Source organism: Pseudomonas sp. NPDC007930, assembly GCF_042958985.1.
GTDB lineage: Bacteria > Pseudomonadota > Gammaproteobacteria > Pseudomonadales > Pseudomonadaceae > Aquipseudomonas.
This window is the reverse complement of the sequence record NZ_JBIBKC010000007.1, coordinates 247,266-266,516: the sequence shown is the minus strand read 5'-3', so window position 1 is coordinate 266,516 and position 19,251 is coordinate 247,266. Positions and strand designations below refer to the sequence as shown.

Annotated in this window: 17 protein-coding genes; 8 read left to right on the top strand and 9 right to left on the bottom strand. The window is 65.6% G+C overall.

Translation table 11 applies throughout. From position 1 onward, the window contains the following. The first annotated feature begins 68 nt into the window (after positions 1-68). The 8 genes from ACFZCE_RS17075 (at position 69) to ACFZCE_RS17040 (ending at position 8,995) form a co-directional block, all read left to right on the top strand. Positions 69-1,706, top strand: coding sequence for a rhodanese-like domain-containing protein (locus ACFZCE_RS17075; RefSeq protein WP_390941063.1), 1,638 nt, complete (start codon positions 69-71; stop codon positions 1,704-1,706). After that, complete coding sequence (locus ACFZCE_RS17070; RefSeq protein ID WP_390941061.1) at positions 1,703-2,437, top strand: SDR family oxidoreductase; 735 nt, start codon at positions 1,703-1,705, stop codon at positions 2,435-2,437. Before ACFZCE_RS17075 ends, ACFZCE_RS17070 begins: the two co-directional genes overlap by 4 nt. A gap of 24 nt (positions 2,438-2,461) precedes the next feature. Then, entirely contained in the window at positions 2,462-3,784 is a 1,323-nt protein-coding gene (locus ACFZCE_RS17065; RefSeq protein WP_390941059.1) for an MmgE/PrpD family protein, read from the top strand. 112 nt (positions 3,785-3,896) lie between these two features. Beyond that, on the top strand, positions 3,897-4,715 hold the full coding sequence (locus ACFZCE_RS17060) for an ABC transporter permease subunit (protein ID WP_390941057.1): 819 nt from the start codon (positions 3,897-3,899) through the stop codon (positions 4,713-4,715). Further along, positions 4,702-5,448, top strand: a complete 747-nt coding sequence (locus ACFZCE_RS17055) for an ATP-binding cassette domain-containing protein (protein ID WP_390941055.1) — start codon at positions 4,702-4,704, stop codon at positions 5,446-5,448. The genes ACFZCE_RS17060 and ACFZCE_RS17055 overlap by 14 nt, the downstream gene beginning before the upstream one ends. A gap of 24 nt (positions 5,449-5,472) precedes the next feature. After that, positions 5,473-6,480, top strand: a complete 1,008-nt coding sequence (locus tag ACFZCE_RS17050) for an ABC transporter substrate-binding protein (RefSeq protein ID WP_390941053.1) — start codon at positions 5,473-5,475, stop codon at positions 6,478-6,480. After that, positions 6,477-7,694: an acyl-CoA dehydrogenase family protein gene (locus tag ACFZCE_RS17045; RefSeq protein ID WP_390941051.1), complete on the top strand. Its 1,218-nt coding sequence runs from the start codon at positions 6,477-6,479 to the stop codon at positions 7,692-7,694. Before ACFZCE_RS17050 ends, ACFZCE_RS17045 begins: the two co-directional genes overlap by 4 nt. Continuing rightward, a complete protein-coding gene (locus ACFZCE_RS17040; protein WP_390941049.1) occupies positions 7,691-8,995 on the top strand; it encodes an NtaA/DmoA family FMN-dependent monooxygenase in 1,305 nt (434 codons plus the stop codon). The genes ACFZCE_RS17045 and ACFZCE_RS17040 overlap by 4 nt, the downstream gene beginning before the upstream one ends. A gap of 59 nt (positions 8,996-9,054) precedes the next feature. Here ACFZCE_RS17040 and ACFZCE_RS17035 read toward each other — a convergent pair whose 3' ends face one another. Genes ACFZCE_RS17035 through ACFZCE_RS16995 form a run of 9 tightly spaced genes read right to left on the bottom strand, consistent with a single transcriptional unit; the run spans position 9,055 to position 19,236 of the window. Continuing rightward, a complete protein-coding gene (locus tag ACFZCE_RS17035) occupies positions 9,055-9,768 on the bottom strand; it encodes an SDR family oxidoreductase (protein WP_390941047.1) in 714 nt (237 codons plus the stop codon). After that, positions 9,765-11,117 carry an MmgE/PrpD family protein gene (locus ACFZCE_RS17030; protein ID WP_390941045.1) on the bottom strand — a complete coding sequence of 451 codons (1,353 nt, stop codon included), beginning with the start codon at positions 11,115-11,117 and terminating at the stop codon, positions 9,765-9,767. The genes ACFZCE_RS17035 and ACFZCE_RS17030 overlap by 4 nt, the downstream gene beginning before the upstream one ends. Continuing rightward, positions 11,107-12,435 carry an NtaA/DmoA family FMN-dependent monooxygenase gene (locus ACFZCE_RS17025; RefSeq protein ID WP_390941043.1) on the bottom strand — a complete coding sequence of 443 codons (1,329 nt, stop codon included), beginning with the start codon at positions 12,433-12,435 and terminating at the stop codon, positions 11,107-11,109. Before ACFZCE_RS17025 ends, ACFZCE_RS17030 begins: the two co-directional genes overlap by 11 nt. Before the next feature lie 11 nt (positions 12,436-12,446). Further along, positions 12,447-13,601 carry an acyl-CoA dehydrogenase family protein gene (locus ACFZCE_RS17020; RefSeq protein WP_390941041.1) on the bottom strand — a complete coding sequence of 385 codons (1,155 nt, stop codon included), beginning with the start codon at positions 13,599-13,601 and terminating at the stop codon, positions 12,447-12,449. A 29-nt stretch (positions 13,602-13,630) separates the two neighbouring features. Continuing rightward, positions 13,631-14,611, bottom strand: coding sequence for an ABC transporter substrate-binding protein (locus tag ACFZCE_RS17015; RefSeq protein WP_390941039.1), 981 nt, complete (start codon positions 14,609-14,611; stop codon positions 13,631-13,633). Then, a complete protein-coding gene (locus ACFZCE_RS17010) occupies positions 14,608-15,339 on the bottom strand; it encodes a class II aldolase/adducin family protein (protein ID WP_390941037.1) in 732 nt (243 codons plus the stop codon). The genes ACFZCE_RS17015 and ACFZCE_RS17010 overlap by 4 nt, the downstream gene beginning before the upstream one ends. Continuing rightward, on the bottom strand, positions 15,336-16,424 hold the full coding sequence (locus tag ACFZCE_RS17005) for an extracellular solute-binding protein (protein WP_390941035.1): 1,089 nt from the start codon (positions 16,422-16,424) through the stop codon (positions 15,336-15,338). Before ACFZCE_RS17005 ends, ACFZCE_RS17010 begins: the two co-directional genes overlap by 4 nt. Before the next feature lie 5 nt (positions 16,425-16,429). Continuing rightward, positions 16,430-17,503: an ATP-binding cassette domain-containing protein gene (locus tag ACFZCE_RS17000; protein WP_390941033.1), complete on the bottom strand. Its 1,074-nt coding sequence runs from the start codon at positions 17,501-17,503 to the stop codon at positions 16,430-16,432. An 8-nt stretch (positions 17,504-17,511) separates the two neighbouring features. After that, positions 17,512-19,236, bottom strand: a complete 1,725-nt coding sequence (locus ACFZCE_RS16995) for an ABC transporter permease subunit (RefSeq protein WP_390941031.1) — start codon at positions 19,234-19,236, stop codon at positions 17,512-17,514. Positions 19,237-19,251 lie beyond the last annotated feature (15 nt).

Sequence of the window (19,251 nt, the reverse complement as noted above, 5' to 3'; positions counted from 1 at the left end):
CGAGTCTTTGATCGGCTTGCCATTGTTGGCGAACGTAACTAGCCATTGCCTGATCGAGGACCCTCAGCATGCCCGCACAGCACAGCAACACCCCTGCCAACGCTTCCCGTATCACTGCCGCACAATTGCGCCATCGCCTGTTGCAGCCTGACGAGATCGCCGTGCTGGATGTACGCGAACCCGGTGTGCAAGCCCATGACGGGCATCTGTTGCGCAGCGTAAACTTGTCGCTCAGCACGCTGGAGCAGAATGTTCTTGCGCGGGTGCCGCGCAAAGGCACGCCTATCGTGCTGGTGGACGCCGGCGACAACCTGCTTGCGGGGCGCGCCGCCCAGCGTTTGGGAACCTTGGGTTACCGTGACATTGCTGTTCTGGAGGCCGGCGTGCAAGGCTGGGTGGCCGACGGTGGCGAGTTGTTCACCGGTACCAGTGCCTTGAGCAAAGGTTTCGGTGAATACGTCGAGCAGCGTTTCGGAACACCACACCTGAGCGCCGAAGAACTCAAACGCCGGCTCGATGCCGGGGACGACATTCTGCTGGTCGATGGCCGCACGCTGGCAGAGTTCTCAAACTTCAGCATTCCCGGTGCCGTCGCCTGCCCTAACGGAGAACTGGTCCACCGTGTACCCGCCCTGCTGAATTCGCCAACCACCACCGTGGTCGTCAACTGCGCCGGGCGGACCCGTTCGATCATTGGCGCGCAAACACTGATCAATGCCGGTCTCGAAAACCCTGTGCTTGCGCTGGAGAACGGCACCATGGACTGGCTTGCGGCCGGCTTCAGCCTGCAGCATGGGGTGACCAACAGCGCCGCCAAGCCAGGCCAACTCGACGGAGCGCGGCGCGGCGCCACGCAATTGGTCGAGCGCTTCAAGGTCCGCGAAATCGACTTCGACACACTTGAGCGTTATCGCCGACAAGGCGATGAGCGCTCGCTGTACGTGTTGGACGTGCGAACACTCGAAGAATACCGCGCCGGGCATCTGCCAGGGGCGGCATGGGCCGAGGCCGGGCAATTGGTCCAGGGCGTGGACAATTACGTGGGCACGCAGAATGCCCGCGTGGTACTGGTCGACGATACCGAAGGCCTTCGGGCCGCGGTCGCTGCCTCATGGCTGGAACAGATCAACTGGGCCGAGGTGAGCATCTTGCGGGTGCCGGCCGAGCGCGCCAGTGAACAGGGTGTTCCGGCCATTGAGTGGGCCCAGCTTCCGCCGCCTGCCCAGGGCATCACCGCCGCAGCGTTAGCCGACGCCTTGGGCACCGGCCAGGCGACCCTCCTCGACTTGCAAGACAGCCTCAGCTTCGCGGCGGGGCACATCCCGGGCGCGTGGTTTGCCGTACGTGCACGGTTGCCCGACAGAGCCGAGCAACTGCCAGGCGACGGCCTCTTGGTACTGACCTCGGCCGACGGTACCCTGGCGCAATTCGCTGCCGCTGAGCTGGCCACGCTGCTTGCGCGGCCTATCAAGGTACTGGTAGGAGGCACCGCGGCCTGGGCCGCCGCCGGCTTGCCACTGGAACACGGTGAGCAGTCGCTGTGGGACCGCCCCAACGATGTATGGCGCTCGCCCTATCAAGCCGCCGGAGACCGCCAACGCGCATTCCGCGAGTACCTGGACTGGGAGCTGGGCCTGATCGCCCAGCTCGAACGTGACGGCACCGCACGTTTTCGCCACGCGCCCGCGCAGCAGGAGGGGGTATGAGCACTTCATTCAACGGCCGGGTGTATTGGGTCATCGGTGCGACTGGCGCCTTGGGCCGCGCGACGGTGCTACAGCTTGCGGGCAAAGGCGCAACGGTGATCGCCTCGTCGCGCTCGGTCAATGCCGAGCACTTCGCGGGCGTAGCCGGCGTACACCCGCTCGCCGTGGATGTCTCCCAGCGCATCGCCGTAGATGCCGCCGCCGCGCAGATCATCGCGCGGCACGGCCGCCTGGATGGCCTGGTGACTTCCAGCAACGTTGGCGCCTTTGGCGAGTTTCTGGAACTGGATGATGAACACTGGTACCGAGTACTCGAAGCCAAATGGCTGGGTTCAGTTCGCCCGGTGCGCGCGGCGCTGCCGCACCTGTTCAACAGCGACCAGGCCGCCGTGGTGATCATCAGCGGCCGGGGTGGTATCGACCCCTCCCCGCAACACTTCGTGGGTTCGAGCGTCAACGCGGCATTGGATTTGCTGGTTCAGGGGTTGGGCCGCCGTTACGGCCCGCAGGGTGTCAGGGTCAATGCGGTGGACCCCGGCCCCATCGAGTCACCGCGCCTGGCTGAACTGCGCGCGGCGGGCAAACCATCCACCGCGGACGACACACCATTACCCTACCCCGGAAAGCCTGAAGACGTCGCTAACGCGGTGGTGTACCTGCTCTCCGACGCGGCCCGCTTCGTGAACGCAACACGCTTGTATGTTGACGGCGGTGGCCGCCGCTACGCCTGAACCCAGTAACCGAGGAATCGTTTCATGCCAGACACCCCCATGAACCTGCGGTTGGCGCGGCAGATCCATGGTTTGAGTCCCCAAGCAATGCCGCCAGAGCTGTTCGCCCAGGCCCATGAGTCGCTCACCGACACCTTGCTGGTGGCAGCCGTGGGCCGCCAGCAAGCCGGCAACCAGGCATTACGCGGCGCGGTATCAGCGTCGAGCGGCAGCGCGCGCGTCTGGTTCGAGCCACACAGGCAAATGGGCTTGCAAGAGGCGACCTTCATCAACAGCCTGCATGCCAGCAGCGTGGGCTTTGACGGGTACTTCGGCAAAGTACAGGCAGCCCGGGTTTGCCTGCCCGCGGCATGGGCTAGCGCCGAACACGCCGGGCGCAGTGGCCTCGATCTGCTGCATGCCTATATCGTGGGCTGCGAAGTCACCATTGGCCTGGCACGCTGCCGGCGAGGCAAGGAAAGCGGCTGGTCGGAAACCACTGTTTACGGCGCAGTGGGCGCAGCGGTAAGTACCGGTGTGCTGCTTGGCCTGAGCCCAGTACAACTGGCCCATGCCATAGGGCTGGCCATGGCCCAGGCAGCCGGTACTCGGCAGGCGATCCTGGAACCGGCCTCGAGCCACGGGCTACAGCCAGCATTCGCCGCGCGTAACGGCGCCTTCGCGGCGCAACTGGCCGCCCTCGGCGCGACCGCGCCCAGCCAGGCGCTGGAAGGGCCATTCGGGCTGAGCGCGCTCTACCACCGCGGCAACGACCGTGACCTGTTCGACGGCCTGTTCACCGACTGGGCGCAACTGGGCTCGTCACTCAAGCGCTATCCGGTGGCCGCCTTCGCCCAGGCGGCCATCGAGGCCCTGCTGCATCTACAACCGCAACGTTTCAAGGAAAGCGAGGTGGTGCAGATCGTTGCCTACGTGTCGCCAGGTATTTTTCGTTACGTGGGCGCCGAATTCAGCCCTGGCGACCAACCCCAGAACATCGGCCAGCGCAACCTGCGCTACCAACTGGCGGTGACCTTCCTGCGCGGCTCGTTCAGCCTTGCCGACCTTGCCCCAAGCGCCGTGGTAGACACCGAGGTCGCTGCCATGGTGCGCAAGGTACACCTGCGCGTAGACCCCACCAACACCGGGGACTACGCGCCGGTGACGCTCAGTTTGCTGCTGGCCGATGGCAGTGAGCAGCGCTATACCCAGCAGGCGCCTCCAGGCTCGCCCGCCCTCCCCTTGACGCTGCGGCAAAAGCAGGAAAAAGCCCAGCAGTGCGCCGAATTCGGCGCCATCGACTTGAACGGCCTGCAGCGCAAGCTGGCTTCGCTGCCGGAGCAGGCCAACCTCCAAGGCTTTTGGTAGGGCCCTCCCGAAACACTCACCATCGCATAACCATAGTCCCTACCCGTATTGGCGCCCCCAACGCTGTGATGCCTAAGGTCGACCTTCGTTGACTCGAAGGAGACCCCTGACAATGGCGGTAAGAACCCTGCAATACCACTTCGACGGGGAGGCGCCCAGCGCCGTCGCCCGCGGTCGCGGGCACAGCCTGCGGCTGCTGGTGCCCTTGCTGTTGCTAGCGCTTTGGCAGGCAGCGGCCAGCGCTGGTGTGCTCGATGACTTCGTGCTGCCATCGCCCTGGCACATCCTGCTGGCTTATCAGGAACTGTGGAATACCGGTGAGCTGCAGGCGGCGTTGCCGGTATCGCTTGCCCGTGCGGGGCTGGGCCTGGCCATCGGTGGCAGCCTGGGGTTGGCTCTGGGGGTGGCGGCGGGGTTGTCGAGCCTGGCCGAACGGCTCTACGACGCACCGCTGCAGATGATTCGCACCATCCCTTTCATCGCGCTGGTGCCGCTGTTCGTGGTCTGGTTCGGTATCGGGGAGCTGGCCAAGGTATTGCTCATCGTCGGGGCGGCGATTTTTCCGGTGTATTTGAATGCCTACCACGGCATTCGCGGCATCGACAAAAAGCTGCTGGAGCTGGGCAACAGCTTTGCCATGACCCGCACCGAGCAGGTACGCCTGATCGTGCTGCCGCTGGCCATGCCGTCGATTCTGGTGGGCTGGCGGTATGCGGCGGGCGCGGCGCTTCTGGGCCTGGTGGCGGCCGAGCAGATCAATTCCAGCGCAGGGCTGGGATACATCCTCAACAATGCCAACCAGTTCCAGCGCACCGACATCATCATCGCCGGCATTCTCATCTACGCCGTGCTGGGGGTATTGGTGGACGTTGCCATGCGCCTGCTCGAACGCAGCCTTTTGACCTGGAGGCCACGCCATGAGCAGCCTTGAACGCCTGCCCCGGCAGCGGCCAGCGCACCCGCCTGGCGAGCCAGTGGTGCAACTGCACGGCCTGAGCAAGAACTACGGCGCCCAGCAGGTACTGGCCGCCCTGGATTTCACCCTGCACAAAGGTGAGTTCGTGGCCCTGGTGGGCCCCTCCGGCACTGGCAAAACCACCTTGCTGCGCATCATCGCCGGCCTTGAAAGGGCCAGCCATGGCCAGGCGCAAATTGCCGCGCAAAGCGCGGTAGTGTTTCAGGACCCGCGCCTGATTCTCGCCCAGCGCGTGTGGAAGAACGTGGTGCTGCAAGCCTGGCGCCAGCCTGATGCGCGCCAGCGCGCCGAGCGGGCGCTGGCCGAAGTGGGCCTGGGCAGCAAGGCCGACGCATGGCCTGCGAGCTTGTCTGGCGGCGAGGCGCAGCGAGTGGGAATTGCCCGGGCGCTGTATCGCGAACCAGACCTGCTACTGCTCGATGAGCCGTTCAGCGCGCTGGATGCATTCACCCGGCGCAAAGTCCAGGACCTGGTGGTAGACCTCTGGCAGCAACACCGCCCCGGTGTGCTGCTGGTGACCCACGACATCGAGGAAGCCGTGTTGCTGGCCGACCGCGTGCTGGTACTGGGCGCCGGCGAGGTACGCGCGGATATCCCGGTCGCCCTGCCGCGCACGCGCGATACCACCTCCCGTGAATTCAACGTGATCAAGCGCCAGGTGCTGGAGCACCTGGGGCGCGCTCAATAACCTCAACTGCCAAATGGATGCTGCATGAAACGGATCACCCACGCCTTGCTTCCCGCCCTGGCCCTGCTGGCCGGCCACGCTGCCGGCGCCGAGCGCCTGACCCTCAACATTGCCTACCAGGACGCCGGCTTTCCGGCGTTGATCGATAAATCCGGGGTGCTCCAGGGAGCACCGTACGACGTGAAGTGGGTGTTGCTCACCGGCCCAGCGGCCAACCTCTCGGCCCTCTACGGCAAGGCCATCGATCTGGGCCATATGGGCGACACTTCGTTGACGATCGAGCAGGCCAATGCCCGCGAACCCTGGACCGCGCAGAATGCACCGCTGAAAATCGTCGCTGGCTGGCGCAACGATTATTCAAAACAGTTCTCCCGGCTGATCACCGCCGTGCGCACCTCAGCCCACATCGACTCACCCAAGGATCTGGCTGGCCACACCTGGGCCTATAACTACGGCGGTTACAACCACGCCCAGTACCTCGGTTCGCTGGTCAAGGCTGGCCTCACCGAGCAGGCCATCAAGCCGATCAAATTCAACGATGGCGCCTCTTCGGCGGCGGCGTTCGTATCGGGGCAGACCGATGTGTATTCGGGCGACCTGGGGGCGATCCTCCCCGCCATCAACAAGGGCCAGGCCAAGGTGCTGCTGACGGACCAGGACACGGGTATTCCGGCGTTGGGCGTTTGGACCACGCGCAGTGACGTGATCGCCGACCCGCAGAAGGACCAGGCGCTGCAAGACTACTTCGCGCGGCTGTCGCACTACTGGGCTTGGCACCAGGCCCATCAGGCCGAGGCCACCGAAGTGCTGCAAAGCACCCTGAAACTGACCCCAGAGCGCGCGGCCTACGAGTACAACGTGCGCGGCGGGGCCTTCCGCCCGTTTGACAATACGTTGCTCGATGCCGAACAGCACGTCGCGGACACCCTGCTCGAAGGGGGTGCCATCAAGCGCAAGGTCGATGTGCGGCTAGGCTTCGATGGCCGCTACAACAACGCCCAGCAAGCGGTGCCGGTCAAGGAGGTGCCATGAGCAAGCAGGCACAAGCGGATTTTCTCGCTGCGCTGGCCGCGCTCGCCCGGGAGATCGCCGAGGGCGCCGCCGCGCGTGATCAGTATCGTGAATACCCTTTACAGGCTATCGAGGCCCTACGCGCACTGGGTTTCTGGCGCTTGAACGTACCGGTGCAATACGGCGGGCTGGGCTTCGATCACCGGGTACTGGTACAGGCCCTGGCGATCGTCGCGGGCGCCGATGGCAGCCTCGGCCAGATCCCGCAGAACCACTTCAATGCCGTAGAACGCCTGCGCCTGGCCGGCACCGCTGAGCAACGTGCGTATTACCTGGGGCGCGTGGGCGCGGGAGACTTCTTCGGCAATGCTACCGCCGAACCCGGCGAGCGCCACCCCGGCCAGGCGCAAACGCAGCTGCGCCGCGAGGGTGAGCAGTGGTACCTGGACGGAGCCAAGGTGTACAGCACCGGTGCCTTGCTGGCCGAGCACATCAGCGTGCATGCGCTGGACGAGCAAGGCACGGTGGTTTCAGTGATCGTCGATCGCCAGCACCCGGGTGTGCAGGTGATCGACGACTGGGATGGCCTCGGCCAGCGCACGACCGCATCGGGCAGTGCGCGCTTTGAGGCCGTGCCGGTGCAGGCGCGGGCCATCGTACGGGTACCGGCGGCGCCGCGCTTGCACTACCGCATTGCCGCACAGAGCCAGCTGCTGCATGCGGCCATTGACGTAGGCCTGGCCGAGGCCGCGCTGCAACAGGCACTGCTGCTCGGCCGCCAGGTACATGGCGGGCGTGGCAGCGGCGCGGCGGCTTTCGTCGACGACGCACTGGGCGTCAGCCAACTGGGTGAACTGCACCTGCAAGCCCGCGCCGCGCGGCGCCTGGTGGAGGCCGCCGCCGCGCAGTTGGCCGAACTGGATGAAACCAGCGAGCTGCACGCGGTGCTGGAGGCTTACTACGAAGTGGCCCAGGCCAAGGTGCTCAGCACGCGTGCTGTACTGCAGGTCAGCAACACCCTCTATGACATCGGCGGCACCCGCTCGGCACGCCAGGGCAATGGCCTTGATCGTTACTGGCGCGATGCGCGCACCCACACGCTGCACGATGCCGTGCGCTGGAAACCCCACGCCATCGGGCGCTGGATCCTCGATCAGGCCGTGGCTGATCCCTGGAGCGTCGCCCACCCCTACCGCCCACTCGCCGCCTTGCGCGCGCAGGAGCCTGATCAATGAGCAAGCGCCAGTTGCACCTGAACATCAACGTGAACAACAGCGGCCGCCACCCGGCGTCATGGCGCGTGGCACAAGACCCGCTGGCGTTCCTCGACCTGAACTACTACGAACGCATCGGCCGCCTGGCCGAGCGAGGCAAACTCGACGCGGTGTTCTTTTCCGACGGCTTCGACTATGGCCTGCCAGAGGTGTCACGCCCTTGGCAGGCGCTTGATCCGTTCATCCCACTGACCGCCATCGCCCGGGTTACCCGCCATGTGGGGCTGGTCGCGACGGTGTCTTCAAGCTTCAACCACCCGTACAACATCGCCCGGCGCGTCGCCTCGTTGGACTACGTGTCGGGTGGGCGTGTGGCATGGAACGTGGTCGCCACGCGCAACGCCCACTCGGCGGGGCTGTTTGGCCTCGAGCAACTGGCTGGGCACCAGGAGCGCTACGGGCGTGCTGGCGAAGCGGTGGAGGTGGTCAAGGGCTTGTGGAACTCCTGGGAGGCCGACGCGCTGGTTGCGGACGCCGCCAGCGGCCAGTTCGCCCGGCTCGAGGGTATCCACCCGATCGACCACCATGGCGATTACTTTCGCGTGAAGGGCGCGCTCAACGTGCCACGCTCACCACAGGGCCAACCGGTGCTGCTTCAGGCCGGCGGCTCTCCTGAAGGCATTGCCCTGGCGGCGCGCCATGCCGACGCGGTGTTCAGCGTCAACCACAGCCTGGCGGCGGCTCAGGGGTTCTACCGCGACGTAAAAGGCCAGGCCGCCGGCCATGGCCGTAACCCTGATCACGTGCTGATCCTGCCCGGGCTGTTTCCGGTACTCGGGGCCACCGAGGCCGAGGCGCAGCAGCGCAAGGCCTGGCTCGACGAGGTGGCCGGCTTCGACAGTGAACGCCAGGCCCTGGCGAATGCCTTGAGCATACCCGCCGAGGCATTGGAACTGGACCGCGAACTGCCTTGGACGCTGCTGGAGGCGGCCGGCGCGGCAAAAAGCAGCCAGGGCTTCGTGGGCGCTATCCTGGACCTGGCGCGGCGCGAGAAACTCACCGTGCGCCAAGTGCTGGCGCGCAACCCTAATGGGCACCGCAGCATTGTGGGTACCGCCGAACAGGTTGCAGACTCCATCGAGCAATGGTTTACCGAGCGTGGCGCGGACGGCTTCAACCTCAACGCTGACTTTTTCCCTGAGGGCTTGGAGGCGATCGTAGAACAACTGGTGCCTGAGTTGCAGCGGCGCGGGCTGTTCCGCCGCGAGTATGAAGGTACGACGCTACGCCGCAACCTGGGCCTGCCGTCGCCAGAAGCCTGACGCAGGCCCAAGGGCCTTCAAGCCTCCCTCGGTCGACAGGCACGATTGCCTGGGCCTGGCTACCTCGGCCGCCCGCCATCGACCGGCAAGCAAATACCGGTGATGTGCGCAGCCTGTTCACTCAGCAAAAATGCCACGGCGGCCGCTACATCTTCTGGCCGGCCAGGCCCCCCGAGCGCTGAGGTCGCCGCGGCCACGCCGGCTTTCATCTGTTCCAGCCTTGGCGAGGCGATAGGCCCCGGCGCGACCGTGTTGACTCGGATGCCCTGCTCCCCGTATTGGGTCGCCAGCCCTTGTGCGAGCAGGTTGAGCGCGGCGTTGGCGCAAGAACCCGGCAGATGCCGAGGTGGCGGTACACTGCCACCCCGGCCAGTGAGCATCACGATGCTGCCCCGATGCCGCGCAAGCATGCCGGGCAATACCGCTCGCACCGCCCGCACCGAGCCCATCAGCTTGGTATCGAGTACGGTGGCCCACACATCATCCTGCAAGGTATGAAAATCACCGAAGCCGGGGCCCGTGGTGCAGGTGACCAGCCCGTCGACCCGACCATAGCGCTCGACGATTTGGCCCACCGCACGGCCCACCGCCTGCTCGTGCGCCACATCCACGGCCAGCGACCACCAGAGCTCGGTGGGCACCGGTAGCCGCGTTATTTCTCGTGAACTGGCAACCACCTGCGCACCACTGCGATGCAGGTGCAAGGCGATGGCGCTGCCCAGCGCCCCCGAGGCGCCGGTGACCCAGTAGACCGGGGGTTGAGGAATGCTCATTGTTCAAGCCCTGAGGTGAGAAGGTCGGGTAATCCGGGGCGTGCCGCCAAGCCTCGCGCCATGGCCTGCACGGCGGTGCCACTGATCGCGGGCCGTGCATGTAGACCGCACTCGCGCGCTTTGGCGGCACGCTGCGCGCTGCTAAGGGGCGCGGCGGGCCCGCCGGGCAGTTGCTCGCAGCGTTGTTGCAACACACGCCCATCCGCCAACCGCACCCGCACACTGGCCGGCGCCAATTCATGAAGGTTGGCGGGGTCTATCTGAACATTCACCCGCTTGGCCAAGGAGGCGATCGCCGGCGCCAACACCGCGTCAGGTAGCAGGTGCTGCAGGTTGAACGGGCCGCGCAGCAACACCGACGCCAACTGGTACTGCAGGCTGAATTGCGCCACCACTTGCAGGTCCGCGGTCAACTTCAATGGCGCCCCCACCAGCCGATGCATGAAGGGAGAGACGAAGGCGGTCACCGCCTCGACGGCGTCAGCACTGAAGCAAACGCGCGCCTGGAGGTCAAGCAATGCCTGTATGGCAGCGTGGCCGCAAGCGCAGGTTGGGTAGCGTTTCAGGGCCGTATCAAACACCTGCCACTGCGTGCCCCAATGGCTGAGTAGCGCAGAGTCATCGCCCGGTTGATACAGCGCCCGCAATCCGAACCGGCCCTCCAGCGCATTCTGCGGCGCCGTGGCGCCGGCCTGGGCAAGTAACGCGGACTGAACACCGTTGCGCACCGCGAATGCCGGCTGCAGGCGCTTGGCCAGTGTGTGTTCAAGGTTGCCTTGCTGGCTGCCAGCGGCCTGTGCGGCGGCCAGCCCCAGGGCGTGCTGCAACTCCCGAGCATCCAGGCCCAGTAGAAGCCCACTGGCGAGCGCGGCACCGAGGCCACCGTACAGCGAAGTGCCCGACCAGCCTTTGGAGGGCCCAGTGCCCCCCCGGGATAAGCGACTCACCGCCTCGCTCGCGATCAAGAACGCCTGCAGCATGCCCAGCGGCGTACGGCCGCTGTACTCGGCCATGGCCCATGCCGCGGGCAATGTCACCAGGTCAGCGTGCACGGCTTGGTTGAGGCTGTCGTAATCCAGCGCCGCGGCATTGAGGGTGTTGGCGAACGCCGCTTCGGCTGGGGCACGGCGCGCGGCAGGCGTGGCGAACCACACCTGGCACGGCCCAGGCGCCGCGGCGGCTGCCGCGATCAGTGCCTGGCTGCTTGCTTCGGCCTGGCCGGCGGCTGCGACCAGCAGCAGGTCCGCCAGCAGCTCGCCGCCCAACCCTAGCACCTCGTTTGGCAAGGGTTGTGCTGCCAACGCCAATGCAGCCTCGGCCAACCGGCCGGTGAGGGTTTCAGCGGCCATGGGGATGCGCTGGCCGGGCCAGCCCCAGGTGCTCGCGCAGCGTATGGCCTTCGTAACGCCGGCGAAACAGCCCACGCCGCTGCAGTTCCGGCACTACCTGTTCGGTGAAGTCCGCCAGGCCAACCGGCAAGTGCGCGGGCATGATGTTGAAGCCATCAGCCGCGCCCTCCTCCAGCCACTGCTGCATCACGTCGGCCACCTGCGCAGGGGTGCCGACCACGGTCAAATGCCCACGGGCGCCCACCACCCGTTCGTACAATTGGCGAATGCTCAGGTTGTCGCGCCGGGCCATATCGACCAGTAACTGCCTCCGGCTCTGCGGCCCGTTGGCCGGCGGCAGTTCGGGCAATGGGCCATCAAGATCGTAGCCACTCAGGTCGACTTCGCCCAAGGTGGTGGCCAAGGTGGCCAGCCCCACCTTGGGGAGCACCAGTGCCTGCAACTGGCGGAATTTTTCCTCGGCCGCTTCCTGGGTGCCGGCCACCACCGGTAATAGCCCCGGCATGATCAACAACTGCGCTGGGTCACGCCCGGCCGCGGCGGCCAGGCGCTTCATGTCGGCATAGAAACCTTGGGCATCGGCCAGCCGTTGCTGGGCCGTAAAGATCACATCGGCCGTGGTGGCCCCCAATTGCTTACCCGCGGCAGACGAGCCTGCCTGCACCAGCACCGGATGCCCCTGTGGGGGGCGGGCTTGGGTCAGCGGGCCTTTGACGGCGAAATGCTCGCCTTTGTGGTCCAGCACGTGCAGCTTACCGGGATCGAAAAACTGCCCGGTCGCTTTGTTTTGCAAAAAGGCATCGTCTTCCCAGGTATCCCACAGCCCCTTGACCACCTGCAGGAACTCCGCGGCCCGGGCATAACGGTCGCTGTGCACGGCGTGGCTATCGCGGCTGAAGTTCAGCGCCTCGGCTTCGTTGTTCGAGGTCACCAGGTTCCAGCCAGCCCTGCCGGCGCTGATGTGGTCAAGCGAAGCAAAACTGCGCGCCACGCTGTAGGGTTCGTTGTAGGTGGTGGTCGCGGTACCGATCAGGCCAATGCGCTCGGTGACCATCGCCAGCGCCGCCAGCGCGGTGAGCGGGTCCCAGTGAATGGCCCGGGCGCTGTGCTGCAACGCATCTACATCGTTGGCACCGCGCATGGCGTAAGAGTCCTGGATGAACACCAGGTCAAAGCAGGCGGCCTCGGCCAGTTGCGCCAGCTCAACCTGGCTGCGAAAGCTGCGCGCGGCATCGGCGGCGGCGCCGGGTTCACGCCAGCCGGCGATGTGGTGGCCGGTTTCCTGGATGAACAAGCCCAAGTGCAATTGGCGAGTCATGAGAGGTGCCCTCAGCGCTGCAACGTGGAGTCGAAGCTGGCGCCCAGTTGCGCCTGGCCGATGATTTGCGCGGTACGGTCATGCCCGGCGTGCACCACGAAGGTCTCGATGTTGCGGGCGGTGCGCCCCAGCGGGTGTTCGTCGAACTGCGCCGTCGCCCCGGCCGAATAAAACACGCTCTGCAAGGCACTGTAGGCAGTGCGCGCGGCCGTGGACTTGGCGCTCATCGAGGCCAGTTCGGCACTGACCACATCACCGGCGCCCCAACTCAGCACAGCACGGTCGAACAGCGCGGCGGCAGCGTCGAGCTGCATCTTCACTTCGCCCACACGCAGCTGGGTGTAGGGGTCGGCGCTTTTGTTGCGGCCGCGCTGGTAGGCCAGGTACCAGTCGAACAAACCTTCGCTGGTGCCCAGGTAGTTGGCGGCAAAGCCCAGGTGGAACCGGCCTTGCCAGCGCTGGCGAGCAAAGGTGCCGGGCTCGCCAAGCAGGTGGTTGTCAGGCACGAACACGTTGTCCAGGCGCATGATCGGGCTGCGCGCGGCACGCATGCCGTGGGGCTGGTACCAGGCGTCATCCCAGCTCACGCCGGGCATGTCGGGGCGGATGATCATCATTTGCAGGTTGTCGAGATAGCCCTCCACGCCGTCCAGTGCCACGGAGGTCAGGATCAGGTCGGCGAGCGTGCCGTTGGTGACGAAGTTCTTCACCCCGTTCACCCGCCAGCCACCCTCGACCTTCACCGCCCGGGTTTTCATCTCGTACATGTTGATGCGCCCCGGCTCACTGCCGACCGCCGAAAAAATGCTGAATTTCTCCAGCGCCGGCTTCACGAACAGCTCGATCTGCTCCGGGGTGCCGATGGTCTCCAGTTGCCACAGCGCATGGTTGTGCAACTGGAAACAATGCCCGGTGGCGCTGTCGGCGCGGCAAATGGTCCTTAGCATGTTCAGGAACAGCGCTGGCTGCACCCCGCCCAAGCTGCCATCCGGGCCGCCCAGGGCGGCCGAATGGGTTACGTGCAGCAGGCCGCGGGCATGCAGGGCTTCGAGGCTGGCACGGGGTGCTACGCCTTCGCGGTCGGCACGGGCCCCTTCTGCGCGAAAGTCATCGGCCAGTTCTTGCAGTTGAACGAAGGCGTCGCGCAGTTGCAGGTATTCGGACATGGTGTTCTCCAGGAAAAGTAAAGCGCGCATCAACTGCGCAGCACCGAGGGGTGAAACAGCCCCTCTACGGCAAAGGGTTCGGCCAGCAAGGCCTGGTCGACCAGGTACTCGATGAACCAGTGCAGGTTGGCGCGGTTCGCCGCCAGCCCCGCGGGGTAAAGCTGATCGCCAAAGTCGCGCTGGCTCTGTTGCCAGGCCAGCCGGCCCAACGGCATGGCGGTGTAGGCGTAGTCTTCGTAAAGCTGGCGGGTCTTGGCCTGGGCGTCATCCCAGGCATGCAGCAAATACGCGGGCAGCGCGGGAAAGCGCTCAGCCACCTCGTGCTTGATCGCCAGCACGTGCATCGCCGGGAAGCATCGCCGTTCGTTGAAATAGGCCAGGCATTCGGCGCGCTGGTCAGCGAACAACAGGCGCACCCCACCCTGCCCTTCGAGAATCGCCCGGGGCGGCTTAGGGTCGATGAAGGCGTCGACTTGCCCGCTCTGTAGCCATTGCGCGCCGGTCGCCCCTTGGGGCATGGCCTGTACGGGCAGCCGGGCATCGTTGAAGGCCACCTGCTCGGCACCTTCCACCCGCCAGTGAATGTCGCGCCAGTCCACGCCATGGCGGCTTTTCAGGTCGCCCTTGGCCAACACCGACAGGCTTACCTGCCAGCCACGGATGGCGACACGGCGGCCACGCAGGTCAGCCGGACTACGGATGCCTGAACGCTCACTGACATAGATGTGGTTGGCGCTGAACAACCGCCGGGGAAACACCGGCACCGCGGTGAACGCCGCGCCGCGCGCCTTGGCCATGATGTAGCTGGCCAATGACACTTCGGCGATGTCGAACTCCCGGTCGCGGAGCATGCGCCCGTGGCGGTCGCCGCCGTCGCGCCCCGGCGGGTGCATACCTACGTCCAACGCCTTGAGGTGAAACCCCTCGGCCTCAGGCAACCAGCCGAGAAAGAACGGCATGTGCCGGTCGAAGTTGGCCAGTGCCAGGGTCAATGCCTGAGACGCACTCATGCTTGCACCGGCAACGGCTTGGCCAGGCCGCAGCGCTGGGCCCAGTTATCCCAGACTCGCCCAGTGGCACGTGGGCTACCCATGCGCGCGTCGGCGGCAGCCACCTCACCTGGGCTGAGGTAGCGCACCTCGCCCAACGCCATGGCAGCGGCCTGCGCCTGGGCATTGATGCCCAGGTAAATCGCCACGCGCACGGCCAACTCCAAAGAGCCCGCCGCCGCGGTAAAACCATGGCCACGCATCAGCACCACGCGGCCGTTGCCCAGGGCGTTGGCCAGCGATGCCGCGTGGGCCGGCGCGGTCACCAGTAAATCAGTGTCGCCAAACTCAGCGTGCATGTCCCATAGCGGAATGTGCTCGCCGATGATCGCGGCGACATGCAGCACCGGGCGCAGCGGCACCGGTGCCACGGTAAATGGCAGTACCGCCGGGGTGTGGGCATGCACCACTGCCTGCACATCCGGGCGCTGGGCGTAGATCGCCGCATGAATGAAGCGCTCGGAATACTGTGCACGGGTGGTCCCGCCGACGGCTTCACCGTCTTCGCCGTATAGCAGGATGTCTGCCTCGCCGACCTGCCCCGGGCTGACCGACGCGGCGAGCAGGAACTGCCGTGGGTCCACGGGATGGCGGGCGCTGACGTGGCCATAACTGTCGAAAACGTTCTCGTGGGCAAGAATCCGGTTGGCAACCACCAGTTCCCGCCGCCGCGCCGCTAGCTCGCTCATTGCAAGGCCTTTTGCGCCAGTTCGGTGGCTTGTTGGGCTTTGTCGGCATTGGCTTCGGAGTTGAAGGTCAGGCCTTTCTGGAAGGCTTCGGCGCTGAGCGCGCTGGCGGCCAGGCCCGGTGCCACATCGGTGCGCCGCGAGTTGACGAAGCCGCGCTTGGCCCAATCCGCCTGGGCGGGTTGGGACAGGAACCAGTTGATGAACACCTTCGCCGCATTGGGGTGCGGCGGCTGGTGCAACAGGGCAATGGCGCCCCAACCGGGTGTCCAGGCGGTTTGCGCGGGCGGCGTTTTCAAGGCGTCGACCGATTGCGCCAGGCCCTGGTCCTTGAGGGTGGCGATCTCCGAAGGGCTCAAGCCCGAGGTGATCGGATAGGCGCCTTGGGCGACCCAATCCGCCAACTGGCGGTTGGTCGCGGCAATGACCGGCTGCTGCTGGGTGAGAAATTGCTGGGCTTTTTCAGTGCCCAGGGTGGTTTGCAGCAAGGTAATCAGGTGGCCACTACCTCGGGTGCGTGGGTCGAGGATGGCGATCTTGCCCTTCCATTTAGGGTTGAGCAGGTCTTCCAGCGAGCTCAGCTCGGCTTCTGGCACTACGCTGCGGTCAATGTTGACGTTGTTCTGCTTGCCCGCCTGGAAGGCATAGATGTACTGCTGTTTTTTATCCAGAAAACCCGCCGCGAAGCCACCCAGCCAGTTCTGATCGGCCAGTACCTCGGGCTTTACGATCATTGGCCGGATGGGGTCGTACCAGCCCTCAGGCAATTGTTGGGTGAACGCCGAGCCACTGAAACCCAGTACGGTGACATCCCACAGATAGCGATTCACCCGCCGTTCGTTGCGGATACGCGCCTCGAACTCTGGCGAGGTGACGCCGGTGTATTGCAGCTGGATGTTCGGATAGGCCTTCTGGAACTGCTCAATCGCTTGCCGGTAGGGCTGGATCACCGGCCCGAGTAACGTCAGCGTGCCTTCTTTTTCAGCGGCGGCGACCACGCTGGCCCAGTCTTGCGCCTGGCTGAGCGTGCCGTGGGAGGTCAACGCCAGCGCCATGCACAGCCCTGCGGCTCGTTTGATTGCAAACATGTTGATTACACCTGGTTGGCCAGCGGGCTGGCATGGGGAGAGGAAGAAAACACCACCTCGACCCAGCTATCCGGGGCGAGGGGTTGATGGCGTGGCTGGTAAACCATGAGGAGCTGCGCGCCAGGCAGGCGCACGAAGGTTTCGTAGCGGTCGCCAGCAAAAATGCTATGCGCCACCTGGCCATACAGGCCCGGCCCGCCTTCGCCACGGGTGCCGCGCAGGGTCACCGCGTCTGGCCGTGCCCAAAGCGCCAGCGGCGTGCCGGCCGGGGCGGCCAGCGGGGTAGCCAATGGGATTCGGGCGCTGCCGATCAGCGCGTGCCGGCGATCTCCGGCCAATTGCGCCCGAAGCGCCGAGCCGCGGCCGACAAACTGCTGCACGAACGGCGTCGCCGGGCGGTCATGAATATCTTCGGGGGTGCCGATTTGCTCCACCCGGCCGGCCCGCAACACGGCGATCCGGTCGGACAGCGCAAAGGCGTCGTCCTGGTCATGGGTCACCAGCACTACGGTCAGGCCAAGGCGCTGCTGCAGGGCTTTAAGCTCATGGCGCAGTTGCGCGCGCAGGCTAACGTCCAGATTGCTGAACGGCTCATCGAGCAGCAGCAAGTCTGGCCCGCCCACCAGCGCCCGGGCCATGGCCACCCGCTGCTGTTGGCCGCCGCTGAGCTGGTGCGCCGCGCGCCCGTGATAACCAGCCAGGCCCACGCTCTCCAGCGTGGCCATGACCTTCTGCCGAATGCTCGCGCGGTCCAGCTTTTGGTTGCGCAGCGGGTAGGCAACGTTGTCGAACACGTTAAGGTGCGGCCATACGGCGTAGCTCTGGAACACCAGCCCCAGCCCCCGCTTTTGCGGCGGCACGAAGGCGCCTTGGGCGCCGTCAGCCCAAGCCTGGCCTTTGAAGCTGACCTGGCCCTGATCGGGGCGCTCGAGCCCGGCAAGGATGCGCAGCAAGGTGGTCTTGCCGCAGCCGCTGGCGCCGAGCAGGGTGAAGATTTCCCCCGGGCGGATGTCCAGCGACAGCCCATCGAGCACTAAGGTGCTGCCGAACGCTTTAGTGATGTGGCGAATTTCCAACATGGTCGGACCTATCGGGGTTCAGGGCGATAGCCCAGGCGGCGGGCGATGAGCGCGGCGGCGATGGCGATCGAGGCGATGATCACGCCCACCACCGCGCTGGCTTCATTGCGCCCTTCGGCGATGTATTCGAGCTGCAGCATCGACAGTGGCCGGTTATCACTGCTGACCAACAGCGCCAGATGGCTGATGTCGCGGGCGGCGGTGACGAAAGCCATCACCCCCACGACCACGATGGCGCGCGCGCACAGTGGCGCGACGATGGTCAGCATGGTCCTGGCCACCGATGCGCCACTGACCCACGCCGCTTCCTCGACCTCGCGGCTGATCTGCAGCAGTTGGCTGCGGATCAACTGCACACCGAGGGTGACCGAGGCCAGCCCCACGGTGACGATCAGGCTCAAGGTTGAGCCGTACAGCCAGTCGATACCGCTGTGCAGGATCAACCAGAGCATGGCCAGCGAGCTGAGCACGCCGGGAATGCTGAACGGTACCCAGGCGCAGAACTCCAGCAGCGCGCGCCCCGCGCGGCGCGAACGGACGATGCTATAGGCCACCGCCAGGCTCAGCAGCGCGGCGAACAGCGCGCTGCCCGAGGCGATTTTCAAGGTGTTGAGCAGCGCCTGGTTGAACAGTGGATCACCCACCACGCTGCGCCAGTGATCCAGAGTCCACACTTGCTTGAGCTGGAAAAAACCGAAACGCTGCATCAGGCTGCTGGTGACCAAAAATGCCAAGGGCACGGCGGTCAACAGCAATGCCAAGGCCCCAGCGAGCAACCCCAGCGGCCAGCGCCAGCGCCCAAGCGCAATCAGCATGGGCTTGGCGTGCCCAGACACCGTCACATGGCTACCACTTGCGGTACCGCGGCGCGAAGCAACCGCCAGCAGCGCCATGATCACCACGATCAGAATCCCCAGGGCGAAGGCGCTGGCGAAGTTGATCGGGTCATAGCGGGTCAGGTCGTAGATCACCGTGCTGTAAACATCGATTCGCTTGGGCGCACCGAGTACCAGCTCGATCTCGAACGACTCCAGCGCGCGAATGACCCCCATGATCGCGGTCACGATCAATGCCGGCTTAAGCAATGGCAGGGTGATCAGGCAGAGGGTTTTCAGCCGGCTGTCACCCGCCACCCGCGCGGCTTCTTCATAGCGGGCGTCCATGCTGCGAAAGGCCGGGGCGAGCATCATCACCTTGGCTGACACCGTAGTGGTGGCCAGGTGCGCGAATACGATGCCGCCCCAACTGTAGATGTCGAGCGGCGCCTGGCTGAGGCCGAAGGTTTGCATCAACCAGCGGTTGAGCAGCCCGTAGTGCGGGTCGAGCAACAGCGTCCAACCCTGCACCACGGCCAAGGCCGGCAGGAAGAACGACACCCAGAAGGCGAACTCCAATCCATTGCGCCCCGGCAGGTCGGTGCGTGCCAGCAACCAGGCCAAGCCGATGCTGGCCGGCAACGCCAGCAGTTGGCTGGCAAACGTCAAGCTCAGGGTGTTGGCCAATGCGCCGAGAATACGCGGCTCATGCAGCAGCGCCCGCCACCCGGCCAGGGTGAACGCCTGCGCGCCCTCGATCTGGCTTTCGAAGCTGCCTTGCACCACCGCCAGCAGGGGCAACAGCGTCAGGGCAACGAATGCGACCACCAGCACCGCGTATAGCAATCCTGGCGCCGTCAGGCGTTGGCGCAGGCTGGGTTTGGTGTGCTTGGCCGCAAGGCCTGTCGTGATCAACATCCAAATAGCTCGGTC